This is a genomic window from Streptomyces sp. NPDC055506, assembly GCF_053643595.1.
Genome location: NZ_JBSHKH010000056.1, coordinates 20,495 through 42,407, shown reverse-complemented (window position 1 = coordinate 42,407; position 21,913 = coordinate 20,495). Strand labels below are relative to the sequence as shown.

The following is a 21,913-nucleotide window of genomic DNA, read 5'->3' as shown; positions in this document are numbered from 1 at the left end:
CGTTGACCACTTCACCCGTCCACCCCACAGCCCCCCGCACCGCCGACGTCGTGATCATCGGCGGTGGTGTGATGGGCACGAGCATCGCCTTCCACCTGGCCGAGGCCGGGGTGCGGGACATCGTCGTCGTGGAGCGCGGCGAACTGGGCCGCGGCAGCTCGGGCAAGCCGATCGGCGGTGTACGGGCGCACTTCTCCGACCCGCTCAACATCGAACTGGGCGACCGGAGTCTGCGCGCCTTCCGGGACTTCCCGGCCCGCCCCGGCGCCGACATCCGCCTCGACACCGTCGGCTACCTCTTCCTGCTCACCACCGAGCGGCAGGCCGCCGACTTCGAGGCCGCCGTCCGGCTGCAGAACTCCCTCGGCGTCCCCAGCCGTATGACCGGCCCCGAAGAGGCCCGCCGCCTGTGCCCCTACGTCAGCACCGACGGACTGGTGGCCGCCGCCCACTCGCCCGCCGACGGCCACGCCCGGCCCGCCCTGGTCGTCCAGGGCTACGCGCGTGCGGCCGCCCGTGCTGGAGTCGTCCTCGCGACCCACACCACCGTCACCGGCCTCGACACCACCGGCGACCGTGTCACGGCCGTCCACACCGACCGCGGGCGGATCGACTGCGCCACGGTCGTCTGCGCCGCCGGAGCCTGGTCGGCACGGATCGGCGATCTGGCCGGCGTCCCCCTCCCGGTCCGGCCGGTCCGCCGCCAACTGGCCTTCACCGCCCCGCTCACACCCCCCGCCCCGCGCATTCCCTTCACCATCGACTTCACGTCCTCGGCGTACTTCCACAACAGCGACGACGGCCTCCTCTTCGGCCTGGCCGACCCCGCCGAGCCCGACGGCTTCGACACCACCTGGACCCCCGGCTGGCTGGACCTCTTCCGCGACGTCGTACGCCACCGCGCCCCCGACCTCGCCGGCATGGAGACGGCGGGCGGCTGGGCCGGGCTCTACGAGGTCACCCCCGACCACAACGCGCTCATCGGTCGCTCCGGCGAAGTCGTCAACTTCCTCTACGCCACCGGGTTCTCCGGACACGGCTTCCTCCAGGCCCCGGCGGTCGGGGAGATCGTCCGCGACCTGTACCTGGACCGGACGCCCTGCGTCGACGTCGGCCCGCTCAGCGCCGACCGCTTCCGGGCGGGGGCGGCGATCCGGCCCGAGTCGCATGTCGTCTGAGGCTCCGGATATTCGGCTGCGCGAGGGTGCGGGGGCCGCTAGCATCGCCGCGATGACGACCTCCTCCGTTGACAGATTGGGGGTCCCGTCCGCGCCAGGTGAGTGCTGATGCTCACCCCCACCGCGAACGGGAACACCCCGCCTTCCTCAAGGCCGACTTCCTTCTGGCCGCGCGTGCGCGAGTTCGCCGTGCCGCCCTCCATGATCGAGACCGCGACGGCCCGGCGGCATGCCGGTGACTGGGCGGGTGCGTGCGCAGCCGCCGGTGTCGACGTCGACCTCCAGCCGCGTGCCGTGGCCCGGGCCCACGGCCGGGAACTCGCCGCCCGGCTCCGGGCCGACCTCCGTCACCTGGCTCCCGACCTGCTGCGCTGGCACCTGCCGAGGATCGCCCCCGACGGGCTGCTGCGGCCGGGGCTGACGATCGGCCTGGCCCGGTACGACACCACGGGCACGACACCGCTGCACCTCGTGGTGCGGACACCACCGGCCTGGGCCGACGCCGGTCAGCGGATCGGCCTCGCCCTGTGGGACGCCTCGGACACCACCGACCGGCGTCATCCGCATCCCCGCCCCAGCAGACGGTTCCGTCTCGACCTGCACCGGCATCTGTGGGATGCGCGCCGGGCGGGGGAGCTGCGGGTACGGGCGGGGGCGGATCTTCCCGACACGGACGGCCGTTCGGCGCCCGGGCCGCTGCCGCAGGGTCATCACTGCGCAGTCGACCGGTGGGCGGCCGAGGCGGAGATCCTGCTGCGCGCCGAGGGGCGGCCGGCCGGCCGGGTCGGTGTCCGCCTCGGGGCGCGCGACCGGCTGGTGCTGGACGTGTCCGACGGCACCGCCGTGGTGACGTCGCACGCCCCCGACCCCGCACTGCCCGTCCTGCCCGACGCGGCGACCTGGGTGCTGCCCGACCTGGAGCTGCTCCGGGCCGGGGCGATCGATCCCGGGCGGCTGCATCCGCTGGTCGCCTCCGCGCTGGGAGTGGAACGCACCGGCACCTCCGGGGCGCGGGACGAGGCGGGTGATCCACGGCAGGTGGAGTGCCGGGGAGCCCGGCACACCATCGGCCTGGTCGGCGGCGCCCTGGCCGCGCTGGACCACGACCCGGACGAGATCCGGCGCGAGGAACTGCTGGCCGCCCTGGGCGGACCACCCCTGCCCTGCCTCCAGGCCATCGACCGGGCACACCGCCGCCCCGACTGCCTTGTCGGCGTGAGTGAACGCCTCCGGCACGGCGACGTCACCGGGGCGCTGGCCGCCGTGGAGAGCCTGCTGGGTCCCGAAGCGGTGCTGCGCGACGGCCCGTTGCGGGACGCGCTGGAGACGGCCGCGCGGCGGCGGATCGCCTACGGGCTCTTCCGGGCGGGCCTGGACGGGCCCTCGCCCGGCAGCCTGCGCCCCTGGGACCGCCGCCGCTCCCGCGGCCACGGCCCGCACCCCCGCCACATGTGACCAAGGGCCCTTCTGCCCCGGACCTTTCAGCCCACTACACCCACAGGTGATCACACATGCCCACACGCATCACGCCCCTGCCCGACACCACCGCCCGGCTCGACGTCGCCGCCGACCTGCTGACCCTCCTGCGCGACACCACCACCGAACCCCGCCCCGACACCCAACTGGAGGCCCTCACCCTGGCCGTGGCCGCTGACCTGCCCGTACTGCTGTGGGGAGAGCCGGGCATCGGCAAGACGGCCGCCCTGAACCAGCTAGCCGCCGCCCTGGACCTGCCGCTGACCACGGTGATCGCGAGCGTGCACGAGCCGTCCGACTTCTCGGGGCTGCCGATCGTCGGCGACGACCCCGCCGAACAGGGTGTGCCGATGGCCCCGCCGGACTGGGCGGTGCGCCTGGTGCGGGCCGGCCGGGGACTGCTCTTCCTCGACGAACTCTCCACCGCACCGCCCGCGGTCCAGGCCGCCCTGCTCCGGCTCGTGCTGGAGCGGCGGATCGGGGCGCTGCGGCTGCCGCCCGGCGTGCGGATCGTGGCCGCCGCCAACCCGCGCTCCTCGGCCGCCGACGGCTGGGAACTGAGCCCGCCGCTCGCCAACCGCTTCGTTCACCTCCAGTGGACGCACGACACCGAGGTCGTCGTGCGCGGTCTCGGCGGGACCTGGCCCCGGGCGACCCTGCCCCGGCTCGACCCGGGGAAGCTGCCGGAGGCCGTGGCCTTCGCCCGCCGTGCCGTGTGCGAGCTGCTCGCCGCACGCCCCGGGCTCGTGCACCGGCTGCCCAGCGGAGAGACCCGCAGGGGCGGGGCCTGGCCGTCGCCCCGCAGCTGGGAGATGACGCTGCACCTGATCGCCTTCGCCACCGCGGCCGGTTCCTCCCGCGATGTGCTCTCCCTGCTGGTGCGGGGCACCGTCGGGGACGGCCCGGGACTCGAACTGCTGGCGAGCCTGGACCGGATGGACCTCCCGGACCCCGAGACCCTGCTGGCCGACCCGGCCGGGGCGGTCCTGCCCGAGCGGGGCGATCTGCGCCAGGCCGCGCTGGACGCCGTCGTCGCGGCGGTCCGCGGCCGTCCGGAGCGGCCCCGCTGGGACGCGGCGTGGGCGCTGCTGGTCAAGGCGGTGGAGAGCGGGCCCCCGGACGTCGTGGTCGTCCCCGCGACCACGCTCGCCGCACTGCGCCGGGAGGACTGGGACGTACCGGCGGCGATCGAGCGCCTCGCCGGGGTCGTCTCGCTGTCCGGCCGGGCGGACCGAGCGGCGGCCCGGACGACGGCGAAGGCGGGCCGATGACGACCACGGAGACGGGCGCCCTCGACCAGGGCAAGCTCTTCGCCGCCCGTCTGCACGCCGCCCGCGTCCGGCCCTACCTCGCGACGGCCCTGTTCGCCCTGCATGTCGTGGAGTCGCGCCGGGTGCCGACGATGGGCGTCGACCGGCACTGGCGGTGCTACGTCTCGCCGGTGTTCGTGGACCGTACGCCCGTCGAGGAACTGGCCGGTGTGTGGGTGCACGAGGTGTCGCACCTGCTGCGCGACCACCACGGCCGCAGCGACCGGGTCGCCCGGGAACGGGGCCTGAGCGGACCGGGGGAGCGGCTGCGGATGAACATCGCCGCGGACTTCGAGATCAACGACGACGTCTACGGCGACGGCTTGGCACGCCCCGAGGGAGTCGTCGAGCCGGGTGATCTGGGGCTGGTGGAGGGCGAGTTGATGGAGGAGTACCTCCGGCAGTTCAGCCTCGGCCCGCGCATGCAGGACCTGGCCTGGCTGGACTGCGGCAGCGGCGCCGACGGGCTGGGCCGGGAGTGGGAACTCGGCCCGGACGGTGCGCACGGCCTGAGCGAACAGGAACGGGACGCCGTCCGCTTCCGCGTGGCGCAGGGCATCACCGGCCGCCCCGGCAGCGCCCCGCAGGGCTGGCGGCGCTGGGCCGAAGAGGCCTTCCATCCGCCCCAGCCCTGGCGGGAGTTGCTGGGCGCGGCGGTCCGCTCGGCCGCGTCCGGCCCCGGCGCCGGCGAGGACTACACGTACGGCCGCCCGGCCCGGCGCTCGGTCTGTCTGCCCGGCGTCGTGCTCCCGAGCCTGAGACGCCGCCCGCCCCGGGTATCGGTCATCATCGACACCTCCGGCTCGGTCAGCGACGCCGAACTCGGCAGCGCGCTGCTGGAAGTCGCCGCGATCGCCCGGGCCGTGGGCGGACGCCGCGACCTCGTCAGCGTGGTGTCCTGCGACGCCTCGGCCGGGATCGCCCGCCGCCTCTGCCGTGCCGAGGGCATCCCCCTGACGGGCGGCGGCGGCACGGACCTGCGCGCCGGCTTCACCCGCGCCCTGCGCTCCCGCCCGGCCCCGGACGTCATCGTGGCCCTCACCGACGGCCAGACGCCCTGGCCGGCCACGCGGCCCCCGTGCCGCACGGTCGTGGGCCTCTTCCCACGCCGCCACGAGGACCACGCCTACGACGAGTCCAACCCCGAGTACGTCCCGGACTCACCACCGGAGTGGGCCCGGGTCGTGGACATCGGGTCGTGACTGCGCTCCAGCCGGGCCTCGGCGGCGAGGGCCTCGGCCCGCCGGCCGGCCGACGATCGTCCGCCAGGGGTGCCGCGCGCTCCAGCGCGCCACGCGCACAATCCCCCCTCCCTTCCGTGGAGCGGTCGGTCAGCGCAGGACGCCGAGGCGGTCGAGCCGGTCGTTGACGCCGTTGCGGAGTTCGCCGAGGGTCGTGCCGGGCGGGGCCACCTTCGGTGTGGAGGACGGCGGCTGGGTCTCGTCCGCGCAGGTCGTGCCGCGCGCCGGGACCTTCAGGTCCACCAGGTAGCTCGTGACGGCGTCCGTCGCGCAGGCGCTGCGCCCGAACGCGGTGTGCCCCTCGGCCTCGAACGTGAGCAGCCGGCCGTTCTCCAGCTCCTGGGACAGGGCCACCGCGTCCTGGTACGGGGTGTCCGGGTCGCCGGTGTTGCCGACGACCAGGATCGGTGCGGAGCCCTTCGCGCGGAAGGAACCGTCGTAGCGGCTGACCTGCTCGCCCTTCCACTGGACGCAGGCGGTGGCGTGCTGGTGGTCGTAGAGCGGCGGGCCGTAGGCGAGGGCCGGGCCGAGCAGCGGCGCGGCCTTGGCGAAGGAGGTCACCTTGCGCTTCAGCAGGGCCGGGTCACGCGGGTAGGCCCTGTCGGTGCACTCGACGACGACGTTCGGGTTGAGGAAGTCGTAGCTGGCCGCGGACGGCGGCCGGAGCAGGAACGAGGTGTTGTCGCGCTCCTGGGCCTTGTGCAGGGCCTCGCCGATCGAGGGCCAGATGACCTTGCCCTCGTTGATGTTGAACAGGATGCGGTAGACGAGGGTGTAGCCGTTCGCCTGCCCGCCGCCCGCGGTCGGTACGGGGTTGGCGTCGAGGTCGGCCTTGAGCTTCTCGAACGCGGCCCGGGGGTCGCCGTCGCCGAACCCGCAGGTGGCCTGGTCGGCCTCGCACCAGTCGAGGAAGCGGCCCATCGCGCCGTCCAGGGCCAGGTACTGGGGCCGGTCGTAGGCGTACGGCCGGTTCGCGTAGTGCTCGGGGTCGTAGGCGCCGTCGAGCGCGAGGGCGCGCACCCGGTCGGGGAACATGGCGGCGTAGACGGTGCCGATGTAGGAGCCGAACGACCGCCCGTAGTAGGTCAGTCGGTTCTCGCCGAGGGCCTGGCGCAGCAGGTCGATGTCCCGGGCGACGTACTCGGTGCCGACGTACGGCAGCAGGTCGCCGGCGTTGTCCTGGCAGGCCTGGCCGAACTCGGCGGCCTGGCGCACGGCGGGCTCGTAGGCGTCCGGGCCGGGGGCGCCCTTGGCCGCGGTGATGGCCCGGGTGTACGTCGGGTCGTCCCAGCACTGGACCTGTGAACTGCGCCCGACTCCGCGTACGTCGTACCCGAAGACGTCGAAGGAGTCGCGCAGGGAGGCCGGCAGCTCGGCGTAGTTCCCGCGCACGAAGTCCACGCCGGAGTTGCCGGGCCCGCCGGGCTGGAGGAAGAGGGTGCCCTTCTTCCTGGCCTGGTCCGGGGCCTTCTTGCGGATGACCGCCAGGGTGATGGTCTTGCCCTGCGGATCGCGGTAGTCCAGCGGCACGTCGGCGTTCGCACACTCGAAGCCGTCCTGGCAGTCGGACCAGGCGAGGACCGGCACGGCCGGCTGCTTGCCGGTCTCGTCCGGCTGCGCCGCCATCACCTGGGCGGCGGTCCCGGCGACGGCGAAGGAGACGGCGGCGGCGATGGCGATCTTCAGACGCTGGAGGCGTCTGCGCGCGTGGGTGCCGGAGCCGGAGCCGGAGCCGGAGCCGGTGCCGGTGCCGGTGCCGGACCGGCCGGATCCGGGAGCTGGTGTGGTCACTGTGTGTTCCCCCAGGGGCGCGAGTGCCGTGGCGCACCACGTGGTGTGGTGCGGCCCGGTTCGTTGAAGTTTCTAGCTCACTGGGGAGGGGAAAGGGGGCGGGAGCGACCTCGCGGACCCCGTTGTGGGTATCTTCTTACGCGATCTCTCCAATACCCGGCGGTAGTTGCGGCGTTGTTCACCCGGGGCCGGGGCCGGGGCCGGGGCCGGGGCCGGGGCCGGGGCCGGGGCCGGGATCTGGGGACCGGGGGGCCTCACAGGCCGAAGAGCTTCGCCCCGTTGTCGTGACACACGGCCCGCAGCCAGTCCTCCCCGAGGCCCAGCCGCTCCAGAGCCTGGAGCTGGTGCACGTACGGATAGGGGATGTTGGGAAAGTCGGAGCCGAGCAGAATCCGGTCGCCGAGCCCGGCCAGCCGGGGCAGGGCCCGGCCGGGGAACGGCGCGAGCCGCTCGCTGAAGTCGGTGAACGCCATCGTCGTGTCCAGCCGCACCTCCCCGTACCGCTCGGCGAGGTCGAGGAACTCCTCGTACTCGGGCATCCCCATGTGCGCGACGATGAGCCGCAGCCGGGGGTGGTTTGCCAGCACCCGGGCGATCGGCTCGGGCCCGGTGTGCTTGCCGGGCGCGGGCCCGGAGCCGCAGTGGATCACCACGGGGATCCCGGCCTCGGCGAGCACTCCCCACGCCGGTCGCAGCAGTTCGTCGGCCGGGTCGTACGCCCCCACCTGCACATGCGCCTTGAACACCCGGGCACCCGCCTCCACGGCCTCCCGGACATACGCCTCGACCCCCGGCTCGGGGAAGAGGGTCGCGGTGTGCAGGCAGTCGGGCGTACGACGCGCGAAGTCCAGCGCCCAGCCGTTCAGCCAGGGGGCCATGCCGGGCTTGTGCGGATAGAGCATCGAGGTGAAGGCCCGCACGCCGAACTCCCGCAGTATCCGCGCACGTTCGGCCTCCTCCTCCCGATAGGTGATCGGCCACTCCAGCCCACCGGTGAGCGGACCGAGCCCGTCGAAGTACTCCCAGACCTTGTGCAGGACCCGCTCGGGCATGAAGTGCGTATGCACATCGACGAGGCCGGGCAGCCCGAGCCGGCCCCAGAAACGGCGGATCTCGTCGCGCTCGAGGGGCTCGTGGGGCTCGTCACCGTGATCGTTCATGCTGCCCACGATCGGGGCGGGTGGGGTGACGGGGCCAGTGCCTTGCGCGAAGGGTCCGTGAGGGATCCGTCACCCGGGGCTCGTTTCGGCTCCTGCCCGGTGGTGCCGACCAGCGCCCTAATCGTGTTGACCGCCTCCGGCAGGCAGTGCTGGAGTCGGCACGTGGACAGCATCCCCGCCAACCGGCGGTTCTGGAACCGGATCAGCAGCGCCTACCAGCACGAGCACGACCCGCAGATCGGCGCCACACCCCGGCTGTGGGGCATGTACTCCATCCCCGACGCGCACCTGAACGCCCTGGGCGACGTCACCGGCAAGCGCGTCCTCGAACTCGGCTGCGGTGCCGGCCAGTGGTCCAGGGCGCTCGCCGCCGAGGGCGCCAACGTGGTCGGGCTCGACCTGTCCGAAGCCCAGCTCGCCGCGGCAGCCGGCGCGATGGGAGCGGCCCGCTACCCGCTGGTGCAAGGCGCCGCCGAACACCTCCCGTTCGCCGCCGACAGCTTCGACCTGGTGTTCTGTGATCACGGCGGGCTCAGCTGGGCGCCCCCGCATCTGGCCGTCCCGCAGGTCGCACGCGTCCTGCGCCGCGGTGGGCGCCTGGTGTTCAACGTTGCCAGCCCATGGTTCGAGGCTTGCTACGACGAAGCCGCCAGCCGTGTGACCACGACGCTGCAGCAGGACTACTTCGGGCTGGACACCATCGCCGAAGGCCAGGGCGCGACCAGCTACCAGCTCACCTACGGCGACTGGGTCAGGGTCCTGCGCGGCGCGGGCCTCGTCATCGACGACCTCATCGAGCCGCGGCCCGAACTCGGAACACCCAACGGCTACAACGAAACCGACCCGCCCGACTGGGCCCACCGCTGGCCGGCGGAACTGCTCTGGGTGACCCACAAACCGTGAGTTCCGCCGCGCCGAGACGTGAAGGCATCCCCTCGCCGAACAGCACACCTAGGCTGCCGTACTGCCCCGATCGTCACTCGCCGGCATCCGCAGCGTGTGGTCACCGAAGTCGGCAACCAGGTCCAGCCTGCCGCCCAGCGCCTCCACATATCGCGCGATGACATCAAGAGTGGCGCCCTCTCCGTGCTCGATCTGGGACACGCGAGCGACGCTCACGCCCATGCGGGCAGCCACGTCCCTCTGTGCCAACCCGTACTGCTTACGCGCCTCGGCGAGTTGGTGCCCCCGGGCTTCTGCCAGCAGGCGGCGCGAACCAGCTTTCACTTCGCCGGGATCCACACCCGCCGAGTAGAGCTCCTGCTCCAGGCTCTCCCAGTCCTGCGGGGTCTTCTTGGGCATGCCTACTCCTCAGTCCTCCGTGTCGCCGGTGTAGTCGCGATAGAGCTGTTCGGCTAAGGGGACGTTGTGGCGGTACCAACGGTCCCAGTTTCCCGCCTTGTCGCCGCCGAGGAGTAGCAGGGCCGAACGAGTCGGATCAAAGGCGAAGACGATACGGATCTCGGACCGACCCCCCGAACCCGGCCTCAGCTCCTTGAGGTGATGAAGGTCCGACCCTTTCAGCCGATCCACGAGGGGGCGTCCCAGAGTGGGGCCGGCTTCCCCGAACGCCCGGATGTTCCCGTCACCACCGTCTGGACGGGCGTTCGCGTGAGTCGGATCCGGCTTAGCCCAGGGCCCGCGCTCTACTGCCAAACCGCTGTGTCGGGATCGATGCCATGGGCGCGAGCGCTCGCGTCGACGATGCGGCGGAACCACGTGGCGAGGCCGGGGCGGATGCCGTCGTAGTGGGCGGCGAATCCCGGTTCGGCCTCATACCTGCGGCCGAGACAGACCTGCATCTGCCTGCTGAGGGGGAAGTACGAGGCGAAGACTTCGCGGTGCCGCTCGACGAGTCGATTCGCTTCCGCGCTGCCAGGGGCGACGCCGGCGTCCAGCGCATCCCCGAGGGCGCGTTCGAAGCCGGCTACGGCGTCGGCGACGTCCTGCCATTCCTCCGGACCGCGAGCGGCCGAGCGTTCGGCGTACTGCCGCCACTGCGTCGTGTCTCCGTAGCGCTTCCGGGCCTGGGCGGGCCCGTCCGGGTCCCATCGAGGGCCGAAGAGCGCGGTCTGCTGCTCGACGGTCAGCAGCAGGCCGCGCTCGTGGGCCTCGATCATGCGGTCCAGTCCGGCACCGAGCCGCTGGAGGCGGTCGATGCGTTCCGCGACCTGAGTGCGCTGCGCGCGCAGCGCGCCGGGCACGTCCGTGGTCGTGTCGTCCAGGACGGCCCCGATCCGGTCCAGGCCGAGGCCGAGCTCGCGGTAGACGACGATGCGGTGCAGGCGTTCCAGATCGCCAGCGGTGTAGAGCCGGTATCCGGCCGCCGTGCGCAGCGACGGCCGCGCCAGACCGATCTCGTCCCAGTGGTGCAGCGCGCGGACCGTCACGCCCAGACGCGCCGCGACCTGACCGACGGTCAGGCCATCGGCATCAGCGGTATCAGGCATGCCGCCCATTGTCGTCACGACCGACGCCGGGCGGGGTGATCCCTACGGCTGCGAGGTCCCGTGCCTCCTGGCTGTCCGGGTCGAAGGGCTTCGCCGCGGTGAAGACGATCCGTGCGTTCTCGGGGGTGATCACCGTGACATCGCGGGTGCTCCAGGGAGTGTCCCGTGGACCGTCGACCGAGTCCGGACGCAGCGCACGGCAGTCCTCGACCAGGGCATCGACCTGGCCGAGCACGCACGCGAAGCTGAAGCTCATCGCCGGTGCCTGCTCCGGAACGCTCTCCGCCGGGACGAGGAGTACGTCCTGGAACGCCCACCTGCGCAGATGCACCACCCTGCCGGGGACGGCGAACAGCTCGATGAACCCGAGCCCGCGAGTCCAGAAGTCCACCGACGCCGCCAAGTCGGTCGTGGGGATCGTGACGAAGGCGGGCATCCCGTAGATGCCACGGAAGGGCTCCGGCGGAACCGCGTCCGGGCCGGGGGCGGGCACGGGGCTCATCTCGAACGCGTCGTAGTAGTCGCTCATGCGCACCACCCTCCGGCCTCACGCGACGTGAGGGTCAAGCCGGACGAAATCCGGTGGAGCGGCGCCGCTGTGCGCCATTACCGTGCTGCCGACCCGAGTCGTCTGAGCCAGGACGTGCCGTTGTACACCGTGTGAGACCTCCCGAGAGCTGATCTGTCGCGCGTCGCGCATCTGCGCCGCGCTGCTTTTTGCTGCGGACTTCTCACTGGAACCGGTGTACTTCTGTGCTCGAAAACTGGGTGGTCATGCCCACCTGTCTGCCGCTCGTCCTCCGCCGTTGCCACACGTGCGCGTCCGAACGCTTCCGGGCGGACGGCAAGTTCCGCGTCAACGCCAACCACAAACTCATCGACGCCTGGCTCCTCGTGCTCTGCACCGCTTGCGGGGAGACGGCGAAGCTCACGGTCCTGGAGCGGGTGAATGTGCGCTCCGTACGACCCGAGCTGCTGGACCGGCTGCACGACAACGATCCCGGCCTGGCAGCCGAGTTGCTCCAGGATCCGGTCGTGCGGCGCCGCAATCGCATCGCCCTCGACTGGAACGCCGCCTGGCGCCTCGACACCGGGGGCTCGGATCACCTGGACCGTGAGGTGATCGACGTATCGGTCCGCTTCGCGGCGCGGATCCCGGTCCGGCCGGTGCGGCTGATCGCTGAAGGCTGCGGTCTTTCCCGGGCCGAGGTCGAGAGGCTGATCGCGGAGGGGAAGGTCGTCTCGGCAGTCCGGCTGAGCGGCAAGCTCTCCGGCGACTTCACCTTCACGCTCAAGCGCTGAGCCCCTCCCCGGGGCCCCGGGGCCTGTCCGACAAGATCCAGCACGATCCGCCGGACAGGCCCCCGCCCTGTGGTCACAGGCCCCCGCCCCGTGGTCCCCCGTGTCAGTCGATACGGGCGCACAGGTCGTCCGTAGTCCCCCGGACGAGATGGACGGCCTTGTACCCGGTCGCGCTGATGTCCATCGTGTAGACGCCGTCGACGATGTACAGACCGCGCGGCAGGGTGCCCCGGCCCTCCCCGATGCCGACGAACACCGGCCCGTGCACGGCCCAGAGCTGTGAGCCGTCGGGCCGGTACTCGACGACGGCCGAGCCGCTCGCGTCGGCGTCGTACGAGGCGCCGGTCTCGGTGTTGGTGACGCGGATGACCAGGTCGCCCTTGTAGGCGACCCGGTGCGCGGAACCGTCGGGGTGGGTGCTCAGAACGCGCCGCACCACCTCGTCGACGACGGGCTCGCCGTGCACGGGGAAGTCGCAGCGCACGCCGGCGGCGACGTCCCACGGTGTGGAGGGCGCCGGTTCCCAGCCCCCTGCCTCTGTCGCGGCCGTCGCGGGCTGCGTCCCCAGGAGCGCGGCGGCAAGTGTGAGCATCGCGAGGGCGGTTCGGCGCATGGTTCTCCCTGGTCGGAGGGGTGGCAGGAGGGCTCGCCGCAAGGGCGTGCGCCAGTCTGGCCCCGGCCTCTGACCAAAGCCTCACCATCCTCGGCGTGGACACGGCGGCGCCCTCCGGGTCCTGGGCGACACTGGTCGGGTGATTGTCGAACGCGCGTACGCCTATCTCTCCTCGTACGACGCGGACACCTGGCCCTGGTCGGTGCCCTGCGTCCGGCAGCTGCTCGACGAGGGGCTGCGCTTCACCGCACCGGTGACCTTTCTGGTCGGTGAGAACGGCTCGGGGAAGTCGACGCTGGTCGAGGCGCTGGCGGAGGGATTCGGCCTGGACTCCTACGGCGGCTCCCACGACTGGCGCTACGCCTCCCCGCGCGGCAAGTCGGCGCTCGGCGAGCGGATCAAATTCGACGCGGCCTCGCGCGGGCGCCGCATGGTCACCAGCTGGTCGGCCCGCAAGGGCTTCTTCCTTCGGGCCGAGACCGCGCTGGACGCGCTGGACAGGGAGGGCTTCGCGCCGGACTCGGTCAGCCATGGCGAGGGCTTCCTCGCGGCGTTCCGCGGCAAGTTCCTGCACGCCGGGCTCTACGTCCTCGACGAGCCGGAGGCGGCGCTGTCCTTCTCCTCCTGCCTCGAACTGATCGGGCACATCGACCGGTTGGCCAAGGAGGGCGGCCAGGTCATCTGCGCCACGCACTCCCCGATCCTGACCGCCCTGCCCGGCGCGGACATCGTCGAGGTCGGCGAGCACGGCCTGCGAAGGGTCGCCTGGCGGGAGCTCGGCCTTGTGGATCACTGGCGCCGCTATCTCGCCGATCCGCACGCCTATCTGCGGCACATCACCGATTAGCGGCCAGCACCGCCGCCAGGCCCTCGCGCAGATCCTCGACGAAATACCCGGGAACCTCCAGCGACGGGAAATGCCCCCCGCTTTCGGGCGTCCTCCATCGGACGATGTGCCGGTACCGCTCCTGCGCCCAGGGGCGCGGGCACTTCTCGACGTCGCGCGGATACATGGTGATCGCCGACGGGACGTCGACCCGGAGTCCGGGGTCCAGCGAGTTGTGGCTTTCGTAGTAGATGCGGGCCGCTGACGCCCCGGTCCGCGTCAGCCAGTACAGGGTGACGTCGTCGAGCACGCGGTCCATGGAAATCGTCTCGAACGGGCTGTCCTCGGTGTCCGACCACTCGGCGAACTTGTCGAGGATCCAGGCGAGAAGCCCGACCGGCGAGTCGACGAGCGAGTAGCCGATGGTCTGCGGCCGGGTCGCCTGCTGCTTCGCGTACGCCGCGCGGTGGCGCCAGAAATCGCGGGTCTCCTCGGCCCACTGGCGCTCGACCGCCGTCAGCCCGTCCGTCGACAACCCGGGCGGTCCCTCCGCGAACGTGGTGTGGATGCCGAGAACGTGCGCCGGGAACCTGCCGCCGAGAACCGTGGTGATATTGCCACCCCAGTCGCCGCCGTGGGCTACGAACTCGCTGTAGCCGAGCCTTCCCATCAGCTCCACCCATGCGGAAGCGATCTTCTCTGTCCCCCACCCGGTGGTGGCCGGCTTGTCGCTGTAGCCGAAGCCCGGCAGGGACGGGACCACGACGTGGAACGCCGGCGCGTCCGCGTCTTCCGGATCTGCCAGCTCGTCCACCGCGTCGATGAACCGGGCGATGCTGTCCGGCCAGCCGTGCGTCAGGATCAGCGGAGTGGCGTCCGCGCGCGTGGACCGGCGGTGCAGGAAGTGGATTCCCAGACCGTCGACGGTCGTGCGGAACTGGCCGATCCGGTTGAGGCGCTCCTCGAACGGCCGCCAGTCGTACCCGGTGCGCCAGTAGTTCACGACATCGACGAGGTCGGCGAGCGGAACGCCCTGTTCCCATCGGCGAGGGCCGGGCGCGGCGCGATGGACCGTCTCGGCCTCCGGTAGTCGCGCCGCGGCCAGTCGGGCGCGCAGATCGTCGAGGTCGGCGTCAGTCGCGTGGGCTTCGAATGCGTGCACATCGCTCGTCGGGCGGGGCATGAGACCTCCTAGCCATCGCTGAACCGGCTAAGACGGTTCTAGCAGGCCCTCGCGCCGGGCCGCAACCGGCTAAGGTGGTTCCATGTCTGCTGGATTCCCTGACTTCCGCCTCGGCAGCGTGCTGGCGACCAGCTTCACGGGAACTCTCTCGGAGCGTCATGGCGACGCCGTGGAGCGCATTCCCGTGCCGCAGCGACTCGTCGACTGGCTGGCGGTGTACGGCCTCGCCGTGGACTCCTGCACCCCTGCCCAGCTCGACCTCGCCCGGGAACTGAGGGAGTCGATCCACGCCGCCGCGACAGCGGCCGCGCTCCAGGAGGATCTCCCCGCGTCCGCTGTCCAGGTCATCAACGACCGCAGCGCTCAGGGCCGGGCCGCGGCGGTCCTGACGCCCGAGGGCGAGCGGCGATGGCGGCTCAGCTCGCCTTCCCGCGTGGAGGATGCCCTCGGCGTGATCGCCGCCGACGCGATCAGCATCATCGCGGGCGAACGGGACGGAAAACTGGCCTTGTGCGCGTCACCGACCTGCCAAGCCGCCTTCTTCGACACCAGCCAGAGCCGCACCCGCAAATGGTGTGACATGAATACGTGCGGGAATCGCCAGAAGAAGGCGCGCTTCCATGCCAAGCAGCGCGCCCTGTAGCCATGGATTTCCAGCTGCTCGGTCCGTTCGCCGTCCGTCACGAGGGACGGCCGGTGCCGGTGGGCGGCCGCCGCCAGGAGCGGTGCCTGCTGGCGGTGCTGCTGTTGCACGCGGGCAGTGTCGTCTCGACCGAACGCCTCATCGACCTGCTGTGGGACGGCGACCCGCCCGCCTCCGCGCGCGCCACCGTCCACACCTACGTCGGCCGGCTGCGGGCCGCGCTGAGACCGTACGGGGTGCCCGTCGAGACCCGCCACGACGGTTACGCCGTGGAGCAGGGCCAACACCGCGTCGACGCACAGGAGTTCACGGCCCTCGTCGGGCAGGCCGCCGCCACCGGCGACCCGGCCGAGCGGATCCGCCTCTACGACGATGCCCTCGGGCTGTGGCGGGGCGAGCCGCTCGCGGACGTGGCCGGCGAGCGGCTGCGGACGCGGCTGGGCGGCAGGCTCGCCGAACTGCGGCTGTCCGCCGTGGAACAGCGGGCCGAGGCCCAGCTCGCCATGGGGCTGCACGACCGGGTCGCGGCGGACCTGACACCGCTGCTCGACGAGCACCCGACGCGTGAACGGCTGGTCGCCGCCCGGATGACCGCCCTGTACCGGGCCGGCCGCCAGGCCGAAGCGCTCCTGCTGTACGACGGCACGCGCACCCTGCTGGCGTCCGACCTCGGCATCGAACCGAACCGTGAACTGCGCACCCTGCACGAACGCATGCTGCGCGGCGACCCCCGGCTGGACCGGCCCCCCGGCCCCGTCTACGCGGTACGGGTCGACGACCAGTGGCTGCCGTGGAGTACGAGCGGACACCCCGCGCTGGAGTTCTGCAACACCTACGCCGGGTGGGGCGGGGACCCGCTGCCCGGGTCGGACTGGCTGCGGGGCCATGCCGCGCTCGCCGTATGGGCCGGGCATCTGGACCTGATCGAGGAGCGGACGGTCGCCCGGCTGCGGGAACAGGCCGTACGCGAGCCCGCCGAGGCGGCCGCCGCGCTCGACGAGGCCCGGCGGTTCCGTACGGACCTGTACGCCTGCCTGACCGATCCGCAGGACGGCCGGGCCTTCAAGGCGGTGGCCGGGGTGGTGGAGGACGCCGCGCGGCTCTCGGTCTTCACCCGGGGCGAGGACGGCCTGGGACGCTGGCGGCCGTCCCCCTCCGCCGGTCTGCGCCTGCCCCTCCTCGGGGTGGCGCGCAGCGCGGCCGAACTGCTCGCCGACGCCCGCCGCTTCACCGTCCGCACCTGCCCGAGCCCGGACTGCGGCTGGCTGTTCCTCGACGAGAGCGGGCGGCGCAGGTGGTGCAGTCTGGCGACGTGCGGGGCCCGGCGGGTCTCGGGAGCCAGGTGACAACGGCCCGCATCAGACGCGGTGTGTGCTCCCTGTGTTCCCGAGGGGCCGGAACCGGTCCGTAGCCGCCACCACGGCATCCGTCGTGGCGTCCCCGGACAGCCCGTGCCCCTCCCCGCCGATCAGCACCAGCTCCGCGTCCGGCCACACCCGGGCCAGTCGCCACGCGATGTCCGGAGGCCCGCTGATGTCCATCCGCCCGTGGACCATCACCCCCGGGATACCGGCCAGCTTCCCGGCGTCGCGCAGCAGGGCCCCGTCGTCCAGGAAGCCCGCGTGGCGCCAGTAGTGCGTGACGAGGCGGGCGAAGCGCATCCTGAAGCGCGGGTCCTCGTAGCGGGGATCGGGTCTGTGCCCGGGGTGGGTGGACACATGCACGTCCTCCCATCGGCACCACTCCCGCGCGGCCCGATCCCGTACGGCCGGATCGGGGGCGGCGAGCATCCGGGCGTACGCCTCCACCAGGCTGCCGTCGCGCTCCCGTTCGGGGACGGTGTCCCGGAACCGGGCCCACTCCTCGGGGAAGATCCGCCCCATGTCCCGGGTGACCCACTCCACCTCGCGGCGGGTGGTGCTGGTGACGCTGAAAAGAACCAGCTCGGACACGTGCCCCGGGTGCTGCTCGGCGTAGGCCAGCGCGAGGGTCACACCCCAGGAGCCGCCGAGGACCAGCCACTTCTCGATCCCGAGGTACCGCCGCAACTCCTCCACGTCGGCCATCAGATGGCGGGTGGTGTTGGCGACGAGCGAGGTCCGCGGATCGGCGGCGTCGGGCGTGCTCCGCCCGCACCCGCGCTGGTCGAGGAGCACGATGCGGTACGCCGCCGGGTCGAACAGCCGGCGCCAGAACGGCCCCGCCCCGGAGCCCGGCCCGCCGTGCAGCACGAGGGCGGGCTTGCCCGCGGGATTCCCGCAGGTCTCCCAGTAGACGCGGTTGCCGTCGCCGACGTCGAGCATGCCGTGGTCGTACGGCTCGATGGGGGGATGGAGACCGGTCATGGGGAGGTGCCCTCCTGGACTCCGCTCAACTCGGGCGATATCTAACAGCGCTGTTAGATTAGCAAGGTGAGAGACATGCCGGATCCGGCCGCCGTAGGAACACTGCTCCGCCACGTCCTGGAACTGCTCGACGGTGACGTGGCCAAGATCTACGAGGAACAGGGCCTCCCCGAGTACCGGCCCCGCTTCTCCCCGGTCGTACGGGCCTTGCTGGCCGAAGGACCGCTGTCCGTACGCGACTTGGCGACGGCGATCGGCGTCACACACTCGGCCGCGAGCCAGACCGCGGCCCAGATGGCCCGCGCCGACCTGGTCACCCACACCCCCGACCCCCTGGACGCCCGCCGCCGCCTGATCGACCTGACCCCGAAGACCCACGCCCTGCTCCCGCGGATCGAGGCGGAGTGGGAGGCCACGGCGACGGCGATGGCGGAGCTGGATGCCGAGCTGTCGATGCCGCTTGCGGTGTTGCTGAGCGAGGTGGTGGAGGCGGCGGGGCGGCGGCCGTTCCGGGAGCGGGTGGGGGCGGTGTATCGGGGGCCGGGGAGCGAGGACCCTTCTTGAAGGAGGCTGCGAAGGGGGCTATACGCGGGTGCCGACGGCGATGGTGTCATTGCCCGCGAGCCGCAGGATCGCACGCAGTACGATCGGCAGACGACGCTCGTCGAGGTCCTGGACGGCCGCGACGGTGGTGAGCCCGATGCCCACCATCGACAGGACCAGACTCAGGAACGCACGCTGCTGCTCGTCCAGGCCGAGCGTGTACTGGCGTCCCGCGAGCCTTTCGAAGCAGGTTATGGCGCCACGGACACCGGCACGATCCCGCCGACCGGGCTTCCTGGTGGCGGCCCTGGCTGAGCCTGGTCGAGGAGACGGTCGCGCGTGGCGTCGTGATCCGCCGCGCCCGGATCGTGTCGGAACCGGTCAGCGAGTACACCCGGCTTCTGCACAGCTTCACGTTCACCAACGCCGCCGCCGGGGAGCTGGTGCGCTGGCTGTCTCGGCGCCGAGCCTCCGATCTCGCGCTGCCCGGCAACGACTTCTGGCTGTTCGACGATGACACGGTCTACTGGAACCACTTCACCGGCGACGGTGTATCCGCCGGTGGTGAGGTCTCCGGAGACCCTGCGGCGGTGAAGCTCTGCGCCGAGGCCTGTACGGCTGGCGATGGCCGCTTCGAAGTACGGGTGTCGTCTGGTCCATGTATCCAGCGACGCGGTGTTCTCCGGCACCCGCGTCCACTACGACGAAAGCTGCCTCCCCGACCCTGTCACCCCTTACGGTGCGGCCAAGGCAGCGGCGGAGACAGGGATCCGTTTCGTGCACCCAGAAGCCGTCATCGCCCGAACCTCTCTGATCATCGGCGACTGGCAGTCAGTGCACGTACGCCTTGTGCACGACCTCGCAGCCGGTACCCGGAACGGTGTCCTGTTCACGGACGACATCCGCTGCCCCGTCCATGTCGCCGACTTGGCCGCCGCCCTGCTGGAGCTCTCAGCCTGTGACTCGAACGGCGTGCACCATCTGGCGGGAGCCGACGCCGTGAGCCGTCATGAACTCGGGACCCTGATCGCCAGGCGTGACGGGCTCGCCCTCTCCCGACTGCCTACGGGCCTGCGGGCGACCAGCGCGCTTCCCGGGGCCCTCGATGTCCGCCTCGACAGCCGCGCCACACAACGCAAGCTGGACACCACGTTGCGCGGTGCCCGCCAGTTCCTCGCGATGGGACATTGAGCGGCTGTGGACCGGGCCGCGCAGGAGCACCAGACCGCACACCGGCGAAGGTTCGTCGCCATGGTCGTGCAGACGCCCCCTTGGCTCACCCACCCTGCCCCGCCCGGTCATCGGCTGGCCCGGTGAACGCCCGCCTGCAATGCCCCACGAGCTCCCGCACCGCAGGTCCATGCGTCCGCTTCCAGATCAGGGCCAGCAGAGCCGGTGCCGTCACGTCCTCGACGGGGCGGGCGACGACCCGGTCGCCATAGCTCGATGCCATCGACTCGCTGAGGACCGCGACGCCCAGGCCGCGGGTCGCGAGGTCCGCGATGGCGTCGGCGGCGCTGGCCTGAAGGGCGATCGTGGGGTGGAGGCCCTGGGCGGTGCACGCGCGGTCGAAGAGCGTGCGCAGGCCGGTGCCCGGGGGCATGCAGATGATCGGGTGGGTGACCAGGTCTGCCAGCACGACCCGGCGCTGCCGCGCCAGAGGATGCCCGGCCGGCACCGCTACGACCAGCCGCTCGCTGATGAGCGTCAGCGCCTCCAGCCCTTCGGGAGCGGCCGTCGCGGTTCCGGCGAGTGCCAGGTCGACGGTGCCGGCGCGCACCGCCTCGACGAGGCGGTCGGAGTTGTCCTCCAGCAGGGAGATCTCGACTCCCGGATGTGCGCGGTGGAACGCGGAGAGCGCGTCGAACAGCGGTGTGAGGGTGCAGCCGATGACCATCCCGACCACGAGCTGACCGCGAATCAGGTCGGTTACCTCGTCGACCGCCTGGCCCACCGCCCCGGCCGCCGCGAGTGTCGCGCGGGCGTGGTCGAGCGCCGCCCGGCCCGCCGCGGTGAGGGTGGCGGTGCGCCCCGAGCGGTCGAACAGCTCGGCACCCAGTTCCCGCTCCAACTGGCGGATCTGCGCGCTGACGCCCGACTGGCTGATGTGCACCCGCTCGGCGGCCCGCGTGAAGTTCTGTTCCTCGGCGACCGCGACGAAGTACTCGAGCTGCCTCAGTTCCATGAGTGGTGATTCTAGTTTCCAGTAGATCCATCTGTTGGACTTCTGATCGCGGGGCGAGCAGCCTGGAAGCAGGTATCGACCTCTACGACATGCAGGAGACCCGCCATGCCGGAGTACGAGAAGGCCCTGCGGCCCGAGGACCTCACCCGCTTGTTCGTCGAGCGGTCCAACGCCGGTGACGCGGCCGGGGTCGCCGCGCTCTACGAAGAGGACGCCGTGCTGGCCTATCCGCCCGGTGAGCGGACGGTGGGGCGGGACGCGATCCGCGCGCTGTGGGAGAAGGTGCTGGCCGACCGTCCCCGCTTCGAGCCGGAAGCGCCCCTGCCGACGCTGGTCAGCGGCGACATCGCCCTGACGTCGACCCCGCCGAGGGACGGGGCGGGTGCCCGCGCGCAGGTGGTCCGGCGCCAGCCCGACGGCAGCTGGCTGCGCGTCCTCGACCAGCCCGAGTTCGTCCCACCGACCGGCTGAACGCGCCCCGGGGTTGCCCGAGTTCGTCCCGCGGACCGGCTGAACACGCCTGCGCGCGGCCCGAGTTCACCCCGCTGACCCGCTGACCCGCTGAACGCGCCCCCGGCCCGCCCGAGTCGACCTCACGGCCCTACCGCCGCCGAACCCCCGTACTCTCCCGCCGCACCAACCGCGTGGGCACCAGCGTCGTCCCGTGCTCCTCCCCGTCCTGCCGCATCTTGTCCAGGACCCCCTCCACACACAGCCGCCCCACCTCCGCGAAGTCCTGGTGGATGGTGGTGAGGGGCGGGAGGAAGGACGCCGACTCGGGGATGTCGTCGAAGCCGATGACGCTGATGTCGTCGGGGACCCGGCGGCCGCGTTCGTGCAGGGCGCGCAGCAGGCCCAGGGCCATCTGGTCGTTGGCCGCGAACACCGCCGTGCAGTCCGGCTCGTCGGCCAGTCGCAGACCGGCCCGGTAGCCGGACTCGGCCGACCAGTCGCCGCGGACCAGGGGTGGCGTCACCCGGCCCGCGGACTTCAGCGTGTCGCGCCAGGCGTTGGCGCGGCGCTGGGCGGCGAAGGAGCCCTCCGGTCCTGCCAGGTGCCACACCGTGTCGTGGCCGAGGTCCAGGAGATGCCGTACGGCGTCACGCGCGCCGCCCGCCTGGTCGGTGTCGACGACGGTGTAGCGGTCGCCGGCGTCCGAGTCGGCCACCACGACCTGCACACCGGGCGGGAGCGAGACCGTCGCCGCGTCCAGCAGGTGGATCTCCATGATGACGATGACCGCGTCCACGGCGAGTTCGCCCAGGCGGGAGAAGGCGCCGTTCACCTCGTCCTGGGTGGGGACGGCGACGGGCAGCAGCGTGACGGCGTAGCCGTGCTGGGCCGCGGAGGTGGCGATGGCCTCCAGGGTGCGGATGTTGCCCATGGTGGAGAGGGAGAAGGTGATCACGCCGAGGGTGCGGAACTCGCCCCGGCGCAGCGCCCGGGCCGCGCTGTTGGGGCGGTAGCCCAGCTCCCGCATGGCGGCCAGGACCTGGCGGCGGGTGTCCTCGGTGACGCCCGGGAAGCCGTTGGAGACACGGGAGACGGTCTGGGAGGAGACGCCGGCGAGCTGGGCGACGTCGGCCATGGACGCGCCCTGGCGGGGGCGGGCCGCGCGCCTTCTCGTACGGCTCGTGCCCCTCGGTTCGCTCTCGCCGTCCACTGTG

At 72.2% G+C, this 21,913-nt stretch carries 23 protein-coding genes and 2 pseudogenes; 13 read left to right on the top strand and 12 right to left on the bottom strand.

Annotated features, from left to right (window positions below):
- Window positions 1–2 precede the first annotated feature (2 nt).
- From ACWIF2_RS21925 to ACWIF2_RS21910, 4 genes are all read left to right on the top strand, one after another.
- On the top strand, window positions 3–1,178 hold the full coding sequence (locus ACWIF2_RS21925; protein ID WP_454362310.1) for an NAD(P)/FAD-dependent oxidoreductase: 1,176 nt from the start codon (window positions 3–5) through the stop codon (window positions 1,176–1,178).
- Between the two features lie 108 nt (window positions 1,179–1,286).
- Complete coding sequence (locus ACWIF2_RS21920) at window positions 1,287–2,633, top strand: hypothetical protein (RefSeq protein ID WP_454362309.1); 1,347 nt, start codon at window positions 1,287–1,289, stop codon at window positions 2,631–2,633.
- A 56-nt stretch (window positions 2,634–2,689) separates the two neighbouring features.
- A complete protein-coding gene (locus ACWIF2_RS21915; RefSeq protein ID WP_454362308.1) occupies window positions 2,690–3,925 on the top strand; it encodes an AAA family ATPase in 1,236 nt (411 codons plus the stop codon).
- Complete coding sequence (locus ACWIF2_RS21910) at window positions 3,922–5,166, top strand: vWA domain-containing protein (RefSeq protein ID WP_454362307.1); 1,245 nt, start codon at window positions 3,922–3,924, stop codon at window positions 5,164–5,166. The genes ACWIF2_RS21915 and ACWIF2_RS21910 overlap by 4 nt, the downstream gene beginning before the upstream one ends.
- A gap of 129 nt (window positions 5,167–5,295) precedes the next feature.
- On the opposite strand, the gene ACWIF2_RS21905 is transcribed toward ACWIF2_RS21910, so the two are convergent.
- Together ACWIF2_RS21905 and ACWIF2_RS21900 are read right to left on the bottom strand one after the other, a co-directional pair.
- Window positions 5,296–6,831, bottom strand: coding sequence for an alpha/beta hydrolase (locus tag ACWIF2_RS21905; RefSeq protein ID WP_454362322.1), 1,536 nt, complete (start codon window positions 6,829–6,831; stop codon window positions 5,296–5,298).
- Window positions 6,832–7,250: 419 nt separating this feature from the next.
- Complete coding sequence (locus ACWIF2_RS21900) at window positions 7,251–8,156, bottom strand: amidohydrolase family protein (protein ID WP_454362306.1); 906 nt, start codon at window positions 8,154–8,156, stop codon at window positions 7,251–7,253.
- A 162-nt stretch (window positions 8,157–8,318) separates the two neighbouring features.
- Here ACWIF2_RS21900 and ACWIF2_RS21895 point away from each other — a divergent pair, with 162 nt between their 5' ends.
- Window positions 8,319–9,059, top strand: a complete 741-nt coding sequence (locus ACWIF2_RS21895; RefSeq protein ID WP_454362305.1) for a class I SAM-dependent methyltransferase — start codon at window positions 8,319–8,321, stop codon at window positions 9,057–9,059.
- Window positions 9,060–9,107: 48 nt separating this feature from the next.
- Here the strand turns inward: ACWIF2_RS21895 and ACWIF2_RS21890 are convergent, their stop codons facing one another.
- From ACWIF2_RS21890 to ACWIF2_RS21875, 4 genes are read right to left on the bottom strand one after another with little or no spacing between them, the layout of a single operon-like run.
- On the bottom strand, window positions 9,108–9,458 hold the full coding sequence (locus ACWIF2_RS21890) for a helix-turn-helix domain-containing protein (RefSeq protein ID WP_454362304.1): 351 nt from the start codon (window positions 9,456–9,458) through the stop codon (window positions 9,108–9,110).
- 9 nt (window positions 9,459–9,467) lie between these two features.
- A complete protein-coding gene (locus ACWIF2_RS21885; protein WP_454362303.1) occupies window positions 9,468–9,812 on the bottom strand; it encodes a type II toxin-antitoxin system RelE/ParE family toxin in 345 nt (114 codons plus the stop codon).
- Window positions 9,803–10,606, bottom strand: coding sequence for a MerR family transcriptional regulator (locus ACWIF2_RS21880; protein ID WP_454362302.1), 804 nt, complete (start codon window positions 10,604–10,606; stop codon window positions 9,803–9,805). The genes ACWIF2_RS21885 and ACWIF2_RS21880 overlap by 10 nt, the downstream gene beginning before the upstream one ends.
- Window positions 10,599–11,135: a VOC family protein gene (locus ACWIF2_RS21875; protein WP_454362301.1), complete on the bottom strand. Its 537-nt coding sequence runs from the start codon at window positions 11,133–11,135 to the stop codon at window positions 10,599–10,601. Before ACWIF2_RS21875 ends, ACWIF2_RS21880 begins: the two co-directional genes overlap by 8 nt.
- A 224-nt stretch (window positions 11,136–11,359) precedes the next feature.
- On the opposite strand from ACWIF2_RS21875, the gene ACWIF2_RS21870 reads away from it, so the two are divergent.
- Window positions 11,360–11,908, top strand: coding sequence for a DUF1062 domain-containing protein (locus tag ACWIF2_RS21870; RefSeq protein ID WP_454362300.1), 549 nt, complete (start codon window positions 11,360–11,362; stop codon window positions 11,906–11,908).
- A 103-nt stretch (window positions 11,909–12,011) separates the two neighbouring features.
- Here the strand turns inward: ACWIF2_RS21870 and ACWIF2_RS21865 are convergent, their stop codons facing one another.
- Window positions 12,012–12,521 carry a hypothetical protein gene (locus ACWIF2_RS21865; RefSeq protein ID WP_454362299.1) on the bottom strand — a complete coding sequence of 170 codons (510 nt, stop codon included), beginning with the start codon at window positions 12,519–12,521 and terminating at the stop codon, window positions 12,012–12,014.
- 139 nt (window positions 12,522–12,660) lie between these two features.
- On the opposite strand from ACWIF2_RS21865, the gene ACWIF2_RS21860 reads away from it, so the two are divergent.
- On the top strand, window positions 12,661–13,368 hold the full coding sequence (locus ACWIF2_RS21860) for an AAA family ATPase (RefSeq protein WP_454362298.1): 708 nt from the start codon (window positions 12,661–12,663) through the stop codon (window positions 13,366–13,368).
- Here ACWIF2_RS21860 and ACWIF2_RS21855 read toward each other — a convergent pair.
- Window positions 13,358–14,530 carry an epoxide hydrolase gene (locus ACWIF2_RS21855; RefSeq protein ID WP_454362297.1) on the bottom strand — a complete coding sequence of 391 codons (1,173 nt, stop codon included), beginning with the start codon at window positions 14,528–14,530 and terminating at the stop codon, window positions 13,358–13,360. The genes ACWIF2_RS21860 and ACWIF2_RS21855 overlap by 11 nt on opposite strands.
- 82 nt (window positions 14,531–14,612) lie before the next feature.
- Here ACWIF2_RS21855 and ACWIF2_RS21850 point away from each other — a divergent pair, with 82 nt between their 5' ends.
- Window positions 14,613–15,173 (top strand): CGNR zinc finger domain-containing protein, encoded by a 561-nt coding sequence (locus ACWIF2_RS21850; protein WP_454362296.1) that lies wholly within the window; start codon window positions 14,613–14,615, stop codon window positions 15,171–15,173.
- A 2-nt stretch (window positions 15,174–15,175) separates the two neighbouring features.
- Entirely contained in the window at window positions 15,176–16,519 is a 1,344-nt protein-coding gene (locus ACWIF2_RS21845; protein ID WP_454362295.1) for a BTAD domain-containing putative transcriptional regulator, read from the top strand.
- Between the two features lie 12 nt (window positions 16,520–16,531).
- On the opposite strand, the gene pip is transcribed toward ACWIF2_RS21845, so the two are convergent.
- Window positions 16,532–17,518: a prolyl aminopeptidase gene (gene pip, locus ACWIF2_RS21840; protein WP_454362294.1), complete on the bottom strand. Its 987-nt coding sequence runs from the start codon at window positions 17,516–17,518 to the stop codon at window positions 16,532–16,534.
- 75 nt (window positions 17,519–17,593) lie between these two features.
- Between pip and ACWIF2_RS21835 the strand changes: the two genes are divergently transcribed.
- The gene (locus ACWIF2_RS21835; protein WP_454362293.1) at window positions 17,594–18,082 is read left to right on the top strand and encodes a MarR family winged helix-turn-helix transcriptional regulator; all 489 of its coding nucleotides are present in this window, start codon (window positions 17,594–17,596) and stop codon (window positions 18,080–18,082) included.
- Between the two features lie 18 nt (window positions 18,083–18,100).
- On the opposite strand, the gene ACWIF2_RS21830 is transcribed toward ACWIF2_RS21835, so the two are convergent.
- Window positions 18,101–18,229, bottom strand: coding sequence for a hypothetical protein (locus ACWIF2_RS21830; protein ID WP_454362292.1), 129 nt, complete (start codon window positions 18,227–18,229; stop codon window positions 18,101–18,103).
- A gap of 86 nt (window positions 18,230–18,315) precedes the next feature.
- Between ACWIF2_RS21830 and ACWIF2_RS21825 the strand changes: the two are divergent.
- A pseudogene (locus ACWIF2_RS21825) lies at window positions 18,316–18,681 on the top strand (DUF6879 family protein); the annotation flags it as partial.
- A pseudogene (locus tag ACWIF2_RS21820) lies at window positions 18,659–19,252 on the top strand (sugar nucleotide-binding protein); the annotation flags it as partial. The pseudogenes ACWIF2_RS21825 and ACWIF2_RS21820, both read left to right, overlap by 23 nt.
- A gap of 85 nt (window positions 19,253–19,337) precedes the next feature.
- Here ACWIF2_RS21820 and ACWIF2_RS21815 read toward each other — a convergent pair.
- Window positions 19,338–20,246 (bottom strand): LysR family transcriptional regulator, encoded by a 909-nt coding sequence (locus ACWIF2_RS21815; protein WP_454362291.1) that lies wholly within the window; start codon window positions 20,244–20,246, stop codon window positions 19,338–19,340.
- Window positions 20,247–20,351: 105 nt separating this feature from the next.
- Here ACWIF2_RS21815 and ACWIF2_RS21810 point away from each other — a divergent pair, with 105 nt between their 5' ends.
- Window positions 20,352–20,717: a YybH family protein gene (locus tag ACWIF2_RS21810; RefSeq protein WP_454362290.1), complete on the top strand. Its 366-nt coding sequence runs from the start codon at window positions 20,352–20,354 to the stop codon at window positions 20,715–20,717.
- Between the two features lie 130 nt (window positions 20,718–20,847).
- Here ACWIF2_RS21810 and ACWIF2_RS21805 read toward each other — a convergent pair whose 3' ends face one another.
- Window positions 20,848–21,834, bottom strand: a complete 987-nt coding sequence (locus tag ACWIF2_RS21805) for a LacI family DNA-binding transcriptional regulator (RefSeq protein ID WP_454362321.1) — start codon at window positions 21,832–21,834, stop codon at window positions 20,848–20,850.
- Between the last annotated feature and the right edge of the window lie 79 nt (window positions 21,835–21,913).

Bases quoted from the DNA above. Each gene is read 5' to 3' on its own strand.
- ACWIF2_RS21855 (WP_454362297.1), bottom strand. From the start codon at position 14,530: ATGCCCCGCCCGACGAGCGATGTGCACGCATTCGAAGCCCACGCGACT.
- ACWIF2_RS21850 (WP_454362296.1), top strand. From the start codon at position 14,613: ATGTCTGCTGGATTCCCTGACTTCCGCCTCGGCAGCGTGCTGGCGACC.
- ACWIF2_RS21810 (WP_454362290.1), top strand. From the start codon at position 20,352: ATGCCGGAGTACGAGAAGGCCCTGCGGCCCGAGGACCTCACCCGCTTG.
- ACWIF2_RS21915 (WP_454362308.1), top strand. From the start codon at position 2,690: ATGCCCACACGCATCACGCCCCTGCCCGACACCACCGCCCGGCTCGAC.
- ACWIF2_RS21900 (WP_454362306.1), bottom strand. From the start codon at position 8,156: ATGAACGATCACGGTGACGAGCCCCACGAGCCCCTCGAGCGCGACGAG.
- ACWIF2_RS21910 (WP_454362307.1), top strand. From the start codon at position 3,922: ATGACGACCACGGAGACGGGCGCCCTCGACCAGGGCAAGCTCTTCGCC.
- ACWIF2_RS21905 (WP_454362322.1), bottom strand. From the start codon at position 6,831: ATGGCGGCGCAGCCGGACGAGACCGGCAAGCAGCCGGCCGTGCCGGTC.
- pip (WP_454362294.1), bottom strand. From the start codon at position 17,518: ATGACCGGTCTCCATCCCCCCATCGAGCCGTACGACCACGGCATGCTC.
- ACWIF2_RS21920 (WP_454362309.1), top strand. From the start codon at position 1,287: ATGCTCACCCCCACCGCGAACGGGAACACCCCGCCTTCCTCAAGGCCG.
- ACWIF2_RS21890 (WP_454362304.1), bottom strand. From the start codon at position 9,458: ATGCCCAAGAAGACCCCGCAGGACTGGGAGAGCCTGGAGCAGGAGCTC.
- ACWIF2_RS21835 (WP_454362293.1), top strand. From the start codon at position 17,594: ATGCCGGATCCGGCCGCCGTAGGAACACTGCTCCGCCACGTCCTGGAA.
- ACWIF2_RS21830 (WP_454362292.1), bottom strand. From the start codon at position 18,229: ATGGTGGGCATCGGGCTCACCACCGTCGCGGCCGTCCAGGACCTCGAC.
- ACWIF2_RS21865 (WP_454362299.1), bottom strand. From the start codon at position 12,521: ATGCGCCGAACCGCCCTCGCGATGCTCACACTTGCCGCCGCGCTCCTG.
- ACWIF2_RS21875 (WP_454362301.1), bottom strand. From the start codon at position 11,135: ATGAGCGACTACTACGACGCGTTCGAGATGAGCCCCGTGCCCGCCCCC.
- ACWIF2_RS21815 (WP_454362291.1), bottom strand. From the start codon at position 20,246: ATGGAACTGAGGCAGCTCGAGTACTTCGTCGCGGTCGCCGAGGAACAG.
- ACWIF2_RS21805 (WP_454362321.1), bottom strand. From the start codon at position 21,834: ATGGCCGACGTCGCCCAGCTCGCCGGCGTCTCCTCCCAGACCGTCTCC.
- ACWIF2_RS21880 (WP_454362302.1), bottom strand. From the start codon at position 10,606: ATGCCTGATACCGCTGATGCCGATGGCCTGACCGTCGGTCAGGTCGCG.
- ACWIF2_RS21845 (WP_454362295.1), top strand. From the start codon at position 15,176: ATGGATTTCCAGCTGCTCGGTCCGTTCGCCGTCCGTCACGAGGGACGG.